This is a genomic window from Cuspidothrix issatschenkoi CHARLIE-1 (assembly GCF_002934005.1).
In the GTDB taxonomy this organism is placed as follows: domain Bacteria; phylum Cyanobacteriota; class Cyanobacteriia; order Cyanobacteriales; family Nostocaceae; genus Cuspidothrix; species Cuspidothrix issatschenkoi.
Map to the genome: position 1 here is coordinate 1 of NZ_PGEM01000101.1, position 5277 is coordinate 5277.

General features: G+C 39.8%; 4 protein-coding genes. 2 read left to right on the plus strand and 2 right to left on the minus strand.

Going from position 1 to position 5277, the window contains the following annotated elements; all coding sequences use genetic code 11:
- Positions 1 to 117 precede the first annotated feature (117 nt).
- On the plus strand, positions 118 to 1455 hold the full coding sequence (locus tag CUN59_RS13955) for an ABC transporter substrate-binding protein (protein ID WP_104388413.1): 1338 nt from the start codon (positions 118 to 120) through the stop codon (positions 1453 to 1455).
- A gap of 91 nt (positions 1456 to 1546) precedes the next feature.
- Here the strand turns inward: CUN59_RS13955 and CUN59_RS13960 are convergent, their stop codons facing one another.
- Positions 1547 to 2260 carry a hypothetical protein gene (locus tag CUN59_RS13960; protein WP_104388414.1) on the minus strand — a complete coding sequence of 238 codons (714 nt, stop codon included), beginning with the start codon at positions 2258 to 2260 and terminating at the stop codon, positions 1547 to 1549.
- A 251-nt stretch (positions 2261 to 2511) separates the two neighbouring features.
- Here CUN59_RS13960 and cbiB point away from each other — a divergent pair, with 251 nt between their 5' ends.
- Positions 2512 to 3477, plus strand: coding sequence for an adenosylcobinamide-phosphate synthase CbiB (gene cbiB, locus CUN59_RS13965; RefSeq protein ID WP_104388415.1), 966 nt, complete (start codon positions 2512 to 2514; stop codon positions 3475 to 3477).
- A 219-nt stretch (positions 3478 to 3696) separates the two neighbouring features.
- Here the strand turns inward: cbiB and CUN59_RS13970 are convergent, their stop codons facing one another.
- Entirely contained in the window at positions 3697 to 5178 is a 1482-nt protein-coding gene (locus CUN59_RS13970) for a DNA phosphorothioation system restriction enzyme (RefSeq protein ID WP_104388416.1), read from the minus strand.
- Positions 5179 to 5277: the final 99 nt, after the last annotated feature.

The following is a 5277-nucleotide window of genomic DNA, read 5'->3' on the forward strand; positions in this document are numbered from 1 at the left end:
TGTGGGCTTCCCAATTCATCTTAAAATCAATGACAGTTTGAAAATGTTATTATCTAGGGTCTACATACTCGATGTATGTGCATGAAGTTTCTGAATATCTGAGGAGTGAGTTTAACTATGTCGAAAATTAGTATTTCCCTAGCCTTGAGTATAGCAACCATAGCCAGTGGTTTCTTGTTAGCTGCTTGTGAAAATCCTACCCCTCCACCATCCACCGGAGGTGATACCACTGCACCCACAACAACAGCTACAAATAGTCCTGCGGCCACCTCTACAACCAGTAATACCAAAGGCTTGAAACTTGGTAGTTTATTACCTACAACCGGTGACTTAGCTTCCATTGGTCAACAAATGGTTGGTTCAGTTCCCTTACTGGTAGAAACCGTTAACGCTTGTGGCGGTGTCAATGGTGAAAAAGTGAGTTTAATAGAAGTAGACGACCAAACAGACCCCAAAGCCGGCGCTGCGGGTATGACCAAATTAGCAACTTTAGATAAGGTCGCTGGTGTAGTTGGTTCTTTTGCGAGTAGCGTTTCCACTGCGGCAGTTTCCGTTGCTGTTCCTAATAAAGTGATGCTCATTTCTCCTGGTAGCACCAGTCCTGTATTTACTGACAAAGCTAAAAAAGGTGACTTTAAGGGCTTTTGGGCGCGGACTGCTCCCCCTGATACTTATCAAGCATTAGCTTTAGCCCAACTTGCTAAGAAAAAAGGTTTTAAACGAGTGTCCACAGTTGTCATTAACAATGACTATGGCGTGGGTTTTGAAAAAGCATTTGTAGATACTTTTGAAAAATTAGGCGGAACAGTAGTTAATAAAGACAAACCTGTTCGCTACGATCCCAAGGCGCAAACATTTGATACAGAAGCAAGTGCCGCCTTTGCTGGTAAACCAGATGCGGTTTTAGGTGTCTTATATGCCGAAACTGGGAGTTTATTCCTCAAAGCTGCTTATCAGCAAGGTGTCACCAAAGGAGTACAAATTTTACTCACAGATGGGGTAAAATCCGCTAGTTTTCCCGATCAAGTTGGTAAAGGTAGTAATGGCAAATATATTTTATCCGGGGCTATTGGAACAGTTCCCGGTTCTAGTGGTCCAGGTTTAGAAAACTTTAATAAACTCTGGAACGAGAAAAAAGGCGGTTCACCAGGAGAATATGCTCCTCAAGCTTGGGACGCTGCGGCATTATTAGTATTAGCCGCCCAAGCAGCTAAGGAAAATACAGGAGTGGGTATTGCTGGTAAATTGCGGGAAGTGTCCGCTGGTAAAGGTACAGCCGTAAGTGATGTATGTGAAGGCTTGAAGCTTCTTAAAGAAGGCAAACAAATCAATTACCAAGGCGCAAGCGGTGATGTAGATGTTGATGCTAATGGTGATGTCATTGGTACTTATGATGTCTGGACAGTCGGCGATGATGGCAAAATCCAGGTAATTGATCAAGTTAGTCCTAAGTAGGGGGCAGAGGGGAAAATAATCTTCTTCTTCTTTCCTCCTAAACTGTAGGGGCGAACGGATGTTCGCCCCTATTTAACTGAACTCCTATTTCTTAAAACCCACTGAAGTTGTAACCAACTCCTAAAATAACGCCAACATCAGTTTGATTAAAAAATCCAGCATTGAGGGCGGCGGTAGCTGTGAATCTATTATTTAGGGGTAAGTCTATACCGCCAGTTACTAAAAAAGCGGTTTCAGAGTTATCACCAGTTCTAATGGCTGCACCTACTCCAAGATAAGGAGCGATCGCTAAAGGTTCAGTAAATGGATCTCCTGATTGTAACGAAAAATCGTAGGTAACAGGAGCAAGAATTGTGGTGTCATCACCGATGATAACGGATGGTCTGATAGACAGGGATTTGGTAAAACCAATTTTACTAATAACGGTGAAATTAGCATCACCCAAGGCTGAAGAATTGCCGGTTATACCAATGTTTCCACCAACACCGATATAACTGCCACCACGAGTTGTTCTACCAATTTCAATATCAGATTGTGCTACGCGGTTAGATGGTTCGCTTTTTTCACTAGCTGTATTAGCACTAGAATTAAGCATCGCTGATGATGTTGCTACAGTTCCCGGTACAGGTGTGAGTTTAGCTGTTTCATCTGTAGCTATAGTGGATACTAATTCTTGGCTTGTGGGAGTAATAATTGTTTCCGGTTGGACTGTCTGAGCATTTGCCGCAAGTCCGCTACCTGCAACCACCAAAGCTGCAAGACTGGGTAAGGCTAAAAAACTTTTACGAAAAATAATATTACTCATTTTCACTCCTCACTAGATCAAGATTGATATTTATTTAAACATCATCCTAAGTTAACAAATTTCGTTAATGCTAACCGTTTAACACGAAAAATTGCAATTTAGTAGGTTAATGTTAAAAATTGTCCTTATAGGGGTATGCACTTACATGATATACAGTGATTAAATTACAAAACCCCTAGGGGCGGGGCTCCCCCACTCTAGATCATATTCTATCTGACCGATAACCGCTATATGGCAAGGCAAAAGGAAAAATGATATCTGTTGTTTTGGTTTTAGCTGCATTTTTAGATTATTTAATCGGTGATCCTTGGGGTTGGCCTCATCCTGTGCGTGCGATGGGAGGGGTAATTTCTCGGTTGACTAAATTAGCCCTCCAATATTGTCAAAATCCTCTTTCTCAGCGTCTTGCGGGGATGATCTTAGGGGTAATTGTGATTATTGGTAGTGGGTTAGTTGGTTGGATAATAATTCAAACTGCCAGGTCGGTACATCCATTCTTAGGAATAGCTGTAGAAAGTATTCTTGTAGCTAGTTGTTTCGCGCTCAAAAGTTTACGAAATGCAGCAATGGAGGTGCTTGAACCTTTAATGAAGGGAGAATTAGCATCAGCACGACAAGTTTTAAGTAATTATGTTGGTAGAGATACAGCAAATCTTTCAGAGGCAGAAATTCTGAGAGCAGTTTTAGAAACTGTGACAGAAAATGCTACTGATGGGGTGATCGCTCCTCTTTTTTATTCTATGGTTGGGGCATTTATTCCTATAATTGGTATTGCTCCTTTGGCTTTAGCATATAAGGCCAGTAGCACTTTAGATTCAATGGTTGGTTATAAGGAAACTCCTTACACTCATATTGGTTGGTTTAGTGCGCGGTTGGAAGATTATTTAACTTGGTTGCCTTGTCGGTTAATGGTCATAACTTTATCATTATTATCGTTAAAACCTGTCAATGTTTGGCGAATTTGTCGCCGGGATGCCATTAAAGATCCCAGTCCTAATTCTGGTTGGAGTGAATGTGCTTATGCTGCGGTTTTGGGCGTGCAAATGGGAGGCATAAATTGGTATCGGGGAGTAGCTAAAGAAAAACCACTTTTAGGAGATGCTATTTACCCCATTACTTCAGATTCTATTGATAAAGCTTTACAATTAACTCGATATGTATTTTTATTATGGCTAGGGTTGGCAGTAGTCATAATTCATAATTTCTCGATTAACTAAATAAGTAATAGGTGAAGTTATAATAGACTACAACCTTACATAACAGAAATATCTGAAACTACTCATAAATTAATAGGACTTACGCAACATAGAACGAAAGTAGGGGTAATTCATGAATTACCCCTACGGAATAATCAGGGTTGTGGTTACATCTTGCGTAAGTCCTAATTAATTGAAGGTGTGCAATTAGAGGATTAGAAAAGAATTATTTACACCATATTAAATATCCAATAACCCATATCGTTTTTGCAAAGCTAATAACTTCATCCTCGCTTCCCCAGCATTATCAGCTAAATCAGCAAATTCCACAAACCGCCGTAATTCCTTCTTTAATAAATTCCGTTCCACTTCAATAGTTTCTCTATCCAAATCTGGCGGTAACACAATCATATCAAAAATCGTTGCCCGTTCCTTACCAGGGTGAGGACGTAAAACCCGCCCCCGACGTTGGATAAACTGCCGGGGATTTCCTGAACTTGATAAAATAACTGCGGTTTGAATTGCGGGAATATCTACACCTTCATCTAAACAGCGAATTGCCACTAAACCCTGTAATTCTCCAGTTTCAAATTGACGACGTAAAATTTCTCTTTCTTCTAAAGAAGTGCTTGCTGTGTAGGTACTGACTTTATAACCTAATTCTCCTCCCAAAATCTTAGCTACGGCTTTGAGTTGACGCAGAGAATAACGTTGTCCGATTTCTTGAGAACCATCACTACAATAAAACAGTGTATGGGTAGTTTCTCGACGAGTTGCCATTAATTCTTGTAAGGCAATTAATTTATTTTCTGCTGTGCCAATTAATCGCGCCCTTTGCATCAATAATGATTTAATGTCTTCGTTGTCTTCAAAATCTGCCCCTTCACCAATTTCTCGATCTCGATAGAGGATAGAACGACCGATTTTTTTAGTTAGTTTTAAATAAGCTATACTCTCGTTTTCCGTTAGTTCCACTAATACAGGATTATAGATATAATGGACTAATGCACCTTGAGAAATTGCATCCTGTAAACTAAATTCAGGTTGCAGAACATTGCCAAAATAATCTAATAAAGATTGTGTTCCATCATCATCAAAATATCTTTCTGGTGTGGCTGATAAAGCTAAACGTAAACCAACATTGCGGGGTAAACTTTCCTCTAGTTTTGGTGCGCCCAAATTATGGGCTTCATCACCAATAATTAATGTTTTTGGGGGAAAATATTTAAGTTGTGTTTGAAAACCTTCACTAATTAAAGTCGAGTTAGTGGTAATTACCGTGATGAAATCTTGAGAACCAGAAGACAAATTATAGATTTGTGTAGAAAGTTGACTTTGCCAACTGCGTAAATTATCAAATGCTAAAATCGGCTGTAAGTTAAATTTCTCACATTCTCTGCCCCATTGGGTAACAAGATGACGATAGGGACACACCACCAACAAGACTTGTAAACCAATTTGTTGATACAATTCGCAAGCGATCGCTAATGCAGTAATAGTCTTACCACTACCAGTAGCCATTTTTAATGTCCCCCTACCATGATTAGCAAACCAGCTAGTCACAGCTCGACGTTGATATCCCCGCAATTGGAGAAATAAAGGCATTTTTGGACATCCCGGTAATGATTTCTTAATTTGATAACTGCCCTTTTTTTCCCCTGTATAAGGTAATTTGAGTTTAAAAGTAGGCAATTTCGGCACTGCATTTCGCGTTAAGTACATAAATTGGTAATTGGTAATTGGTAATTGGTAATTGGTAATTGGTAGTTAGGGCTTGCTGAATAAAGCTATAACCGTTTATTAATAGGGGTTTCGCGGATT